The 4558-nt window shown below is 61.7% G+C and carries 7 protein-coding genes and 2 tRNA genes; 5 read left to right on the top strand and 4 right to left on the bottom strand.

The window, feature by feature from the left end; genetic code table 11:
- Positions 1–257 precede the first annotated feature (257 nt).
- Both P8Y39_12520 and P8Y39_12515 read right to left on the bottom strand, forming a co-directional pair.
- A complete protein-coding gene (locus tag P8Y39_12520; GenBank protein MEJ2193139.1) occupies positions 258–494 on the bottom strand; it encodes a sulfurtransferase TusA family protein in 237 nt (78 codons plus the stop codon).
- Positions 495–605: 111 nt separating this feature from the next.
- Positions 606–890 (bottom strand): GYD domain-containing protein, encoded by a 285-nt coding sequence (locus P8Y39_12515; protein MEJ2193138.1) that lies wholly within the window; start codon positions 888–890, stop codon positions 606–608.
- A 156-nt stretch (positions 891–1046) separates the two neighbouring features.
- Here P8Y39_12515 and P8Y39_12510 point away from each other — a divergent pair, with 156 nt between their 5' ends.
- Positions 1047–1523 carry a metallophosphoesterase gene (locus P8Y39_12510; GenBank protein MEJ2193137.1) on the top strand — a complete coding sequence of 159 codons (477 nt, stop codon included), beginning with the start codon at positions 1047–1049 and terminating at the stop codon, positions 1521–1523.
- Here P8Y39_12510 and P8Y39_12505 read toward each other — a convergent pair.
- Positions 1510–2529: a hypothetical protein gene (locus P8Y39_12505; GenBank protein ID MEJ2193136.1), complete on the bottom strand. Its 1020-nt coding sequence runs from the start codon at positions 2527–2529 to the stop codon at positions 1510–1512. The genes P8Y39_12510 and P8Y39_12505 overlap by 14 nt on opposite strands.
- Positions 2530–2541: 12 nt before the next feature.
- On the bottom strand, positions 2542–3531 hold the full coding sequence (rfaE1, locus tag P8Y39_12500; protein MEJ2193135.1) for a D-glycero-beta-D-manno-heptose-7-phosphate kinase: 990 nt from the start codon (positions 3529–3531) through the stop codon (positions 2542–2544).
- Between the two features lie 120 nt (positions 3532–3651).
- Between rfaE1 and P8Y39_12495 the strand changes: the two genes are divergently transcribed.
- The 4 genes from P8Y39_12495 (at position 3652) to P8Y39_12480 (ending at position 4421) form a co-directional block, all read left to right on the top strand.
- Positions 3652–3725, top strand: a tRNA-Pro gene (locus P8Y39_12495).
- 13 nt (positions 3726–3738) lie between these two features.
- Positions 3739–3815, top strand: a tRNA-Arg gene (locus P8Y39_12490).
- A 133-nt stretch (positions 3816–3948) separates the two neighbouring features.
- Positions 3949–4164, top strand: coding sequence for a hypothetical protein (locus P8Y39_12485; GenBank protein ID MEJ2193134.1), 216 nt, complete (start codon positions 3949–3951; stop codon positions 4162–4164).
- A gap of 5 nt (positions 4165–4169) precedes the next feature.
- Positions 4170–4421 (top strand): hypothetical protein, encoded by a 252-nt coding sequence (locus P8Y39_12480; GenBank protein MEJ2193133.1) that lies wholly within the window; start codon positions 4170–4172, stop codon positions 4419–4421.
- Positions 4422–4558: the final 137 nt, after the last annotated feature.

The raw sequence follows: 4558 nt of genomic DNA, 5'->3' as shown, positions 1-4558 counted from the left end.
CCGGCACGTGATACAAACAATGGAATCGCCGTTTTCAGGAGAACCTATCTCAACATTGATTTCGAAGCGAAAGAGAGAAGAAATGTCGGCATACACGGGGGGAAGGGGAAATCGCCAGGAGGCGCAGCAGGGCTGCGTTGAGGACGATTTTCCCTTCAGGACGCCGTATGCCGTCATTTAGGCCTCTTTCGGCCAGGGGTCCCCGAAAAGTCGCAAGACTTTTCGGGGCTGAGCCGGAAGCAATTTTGAGATAGGTTCTACTTCTTTCTGATATAGAGGTGCACGGTCTGGCCCTCTTCCGTGCTGGAGAAGACCCTGTTTCCCGCCCTCCTCAAGTAGCCCACGATGTCCGCCTTCGCCCTGAGGTCGTTTATCAGCACCTCAAGCACCTGGCCCGGCTCCATGGCATCCATGGCCTTCTTCGTCTTGAGCACCGTGAGGGGGCAGACGAGCCCCCGGGCGTCAACGACGGCATCGGCTTTAATATCGGCCATTCCGCCCTCCCACGGATATTTTACCGCCATGGAGAAGGGAGAATCCAACCCGCGCAGGCCCATCTCTCGACGGGCAAGAGACAATCCCTCTCCTATGGGGGACGGCCCCGTCTATTTTACCTTGCCCAGGAACTCCTCGATGGGTATGGCCGGAAGGGTGTAAAGCTGCACGGTCCCCCGCGAGCCCAGCTCCATGGACATGCGCATCACCGTCTCGTTGTCCGGCGCCTCGATGATATTGACGAAGTCATAGGGTCCGAGGACGCAAAACTGCTCCCTGACCTTCACACCCATGCCCTCCAGTTCCTTGTTCACCTCGGTGAGCCTCCGGGGATTGTTCTTCAGAGTCTTCCGCCCCTCATCCGTAAGAGTGCTCAAAACCACGTATGTCGCCATCTCTCCTCCTTTCCGTCCGTTTTCGCGGTCTTCCTCGCTCTTTCTCAGCCCATTGTATATCCAAAGCCCCGGAGGGTCAACGGAATCCGCGGACTTTGAATCGCCCCGCCCCCGAGGCTATAATGAAGGCCACGAGACATATCCCGGGAGGATTACATGATAGGCATCATCTCCGACACACATGACGACATGGCACAGATTGCCCGCGTGGTGGAGCTTTTCAACCAACGTGGCGTCTCCCACGTCCTGCACGCAGGGGACCTGGTCTCGCCCTTTACCTTCGAGGTTCTCGGCGGCCTGCGGGCCTCCTTCTCGGGGATTTACGGCAACAACGACGGGGACCGCATTTTGCTCAAGGAAAAATCAGGCGGCAGCCTCCACATCCAGCCTCTCATGCTCACCGCGGGGGAGAAGAAGTTCGCCATCGTCCATGAGCCCCTCGCGGTGGAGGCCCTGGCTTTAAGCGGACTCTACGATGCCGTCATCTACGGGCACACCCACACGCCCGACGTCCGGAAGGTGAAAGAGACCGTGGTGATAAACCCCGGCAAGGTGGCCAGGCTCCATAAGGGGAAGTCCACCGCGGCCCTGCTTGAGACCGGGACCATGGCGGTGGAGATTATCGAGCTCTAACGAGCTTCTGTACCCGCAGCTCCTCGAGCTCCCGGTCGGTTGCCGGCGTAACGGAGAGCTCGAAGGCCTCCCCGCCGTGCTCCACGCGCACGGAGACCTCCGGGAAGTGCTTGGCGTCCGAGTAACGGGCGCAAAGCCGCGCGGCGGCCATCACGTCCTCGAGGGCGGCGTCTCCCGGCAGAAGGGCCAGAGGGCTGCCCACGCCCTGCACTCTGAGCAGAAAGTCCTCCGGCTCCGAGAGGGCCTCGATGCGCTCGTTCTCGGCCTGGTCCCGGCCCACCACCACCTTCTTTCCCAGGGGAAGCCTGAAGTGCCTTCCCACCCTCAGAAGGTGAAAGTCGCGGTAGGAGGGGTCCGGCGCGAAGGCCAGAAGCTCCTCCAGGCGGTACGAATAGTTCGGGTCCGTAAGGAGGCATCCTCCCGCGGGCGCCGGATACTCCATAAGGCCGAACTCCGCCGCCAGGGCCATCTGGGGCTTCCGGGTCCGGCCCGCGAAGCCGCAGAGGAGGTCCCTGTCGACGAGCCCCGTCTCCTCGGCAACGGTGGGTTTCAGGAGCTTGGCCGAAAGCGGCCTCAGCACGAGGCCCGTCACGCCGGCCTCCCTGTCGATGAGAGGAAAGGTGTCGCGCCTCTGGCTCATCGGGCGCTGTCCGAGGACCTCCCCGGTGGCGATGAAGTCGGCCCCCCTCATCCGCATGAGCTCCTTGGCCTCCCGGAGCATGAGGACCCGGCAGTCGATGCAGGGGTTCATGTTCTTGCCGTGGCCGAACTTCGGGTTCTTGACGATGTCGATGAACTTGTCCGAGAGATGGCACATCTTCACCTCAAACCCGTATCGGGCCGCGTTGCTCGTGGAGTCAGACGAGCAGGAGGACTTATCCCCCATGTCGCAGCCGAAGTGCGTCAGGAAGGTCACGGCCGTGACCTCTATCTGCTGGCGCCGGAGCAGAAGCACCGAAAGCGTGCTGTCCAGCCCCCCGGAAAGAAGCGCAATCGCCCTTGCCATTTCCCCTTTCCTCTAAGTCCTGAGTTTCTCCACCCGGAGGTCCGGTTGGCCCCGGGCGCTCCGGACGGACTTCCGGAGCTGTGTCGGCGTTGCCAGGGCGGTGCCCACCTCCCCCACAACGATGCCCGCAGCGTGGTTGGCCAGGAGCGCCGCTTCCTCGGGCGAGGCCCCCGCCGCTCGCGCAAGCACATAGGCGGCAATAACCGTATCGCCGGCCCCCGTGACGTCATAGACGTGGCGCGCCAGGGCCGGTATGTGCGTGACCGTCTCCTCCTGAAAGAGGCTCATCCCATCCTCTCCCCGCGTGATGAGCACGGACTGAAGTCCCAGGGTCTTCCTGAGCTTGAGACCCGCCCTCAAGAGGGACGCTTCGTCCACAATCTCCACGCCGGAGCCCTGCGAGGCCTCGCTTACGTTGGGCGTTATCATCGAAACGCCCTTGTAGAGATGAAAATGTCCCACCTTCGGGTCCACGGCGACGAACGTCGAGCCCTCGGCGCTCTTGAGGACTCTTTTCACCAGCTCGCCGGAGACGACTCCCTTGCGGTAATCAGAGACGATGACGGCATCATAACGGGCCACCTGGGCCTCCACGTGCCCCAGAAGGGCACGCAGAGCCGGGCCCGTCAGCTTTTCCCGGTTTTCCTGGTCAAAGCGCACAACCTGCTGGCTGTGGGCAATGACCCGCGTCTTCATGGTGGTGGGCCTGTCGTCCTCGACGGCGATGACGTCGATGCCCCGCCCACCGAGGAGCTCGCGGACCCTCTCCCCTGCCCGGTCCCTCCCGAGCACGCCCAGCACGGAGGCCCTTCCGCCCATGGCAACGACGTTGTTTGCCACGTTTGCCGCGCCGCCAAGGTGGAAGCTGTCGCTTACCACATCCACCACGGGGACGGGGGCCTCGGGAGAAATGCGGGAGACCTTCCCCCAAATGTAGCTGTCCAGGATGACGTCGCCTATGACCAGAATGTTCTGGCCGGCAAAGCGCTTGAGAGTTGACAATAAGTCCACAATAATAAAGAATAAAATAGTGGGCAGAGAAAAAGCAAACCTTCGGCGCGAAGCCCCGCTGCGCGCCGGGAAATTGACTTGATTTTTGGCGATTGAGTAGACTTGAGGTTCCGGGGCGTGGCGCAGTCCGGTAGCGCACCTGCTTTGGGAGCAGGGAGTCGGAGGTTCAAATCCTCTCGCCCCGATGGTCCGCCGTACGCGCCAGTAGCTCAGCAGGACAGAGCAGCTGCCTTCTAAGCAGCGGGTCGGGGGTTCGAGTCCTCCCTGGCGCACCAGCCTTTTTCAAGTACTTCCGGGCACTTCTCAGGCTTTTCGGCCATCTCGCCAAGTGCAGAAAGTGGTCATTTCCCGGACATTTCTGTCCGCTTTTGATTGCAAATCCATTGCAGTACCACAAGGAGGAGCTATATGAAACCAGGGAAGCCGTTTCTGACGAAGCCAGCCGGGTGCTTTGTACAGCTGGTAGGTGGGGTCTTCATGGTCCTGGGTGTGTTGATATGGGCGGCACCGGAGGGCGCCAACGGAGCGGCCGGGGTTACTTTCATGCTCGGGGCGGGCCTCATGGTCCTGGGGGGCGTCTCGGCCCGCCGTCACATGCGTATAAACTACGGACGAAAGGATTAAAAATCATGAGTGACAGCAGATTCGCAACGGAACCGATGGAAGTGAAACTGGAAAGCGTGGTCCGGTGCCCCATGATGAATCCGGCCGCCCTGCGCCCTCTGGAGGAGTGTGCAGGCTGCCAGTACCATGGAGAGACGGTCGAGCTCATCCCCGAGCAGAACGGGAGGCCCCCGGTGCTGGAGGTCGTCTGCACCCTGCCCAAGCGCCGCCGCGCGGAAAACCTCCTGAGGAAGGTGACCGATGGCCCTCACGTATAGCTGGAACAGCATAGCGGCCTCTCAGACCGATTCCGACAGCCCCATTGACCAGAGCCTTATGGATGGCCTGAGGGAGAACGACTACCACCTGCGCCAGGTCCTCTACGGCAACGGCTCGGGGGGCTTCCACACGCCCG

The organism is Nitrospirota bacterium (assembly GCA_037386965.1).
Taxonomy (GTDB): Bacteria; Nitrospirota; Thermodesulfovibrionia; order Thermodesulfovibrionales; family JdFR-86; genus JARRLN01.
Note: the sequence above shows the minus strand (reverse complement) of the source record. Positions and strands in the feature narration are given on the sequence as shown.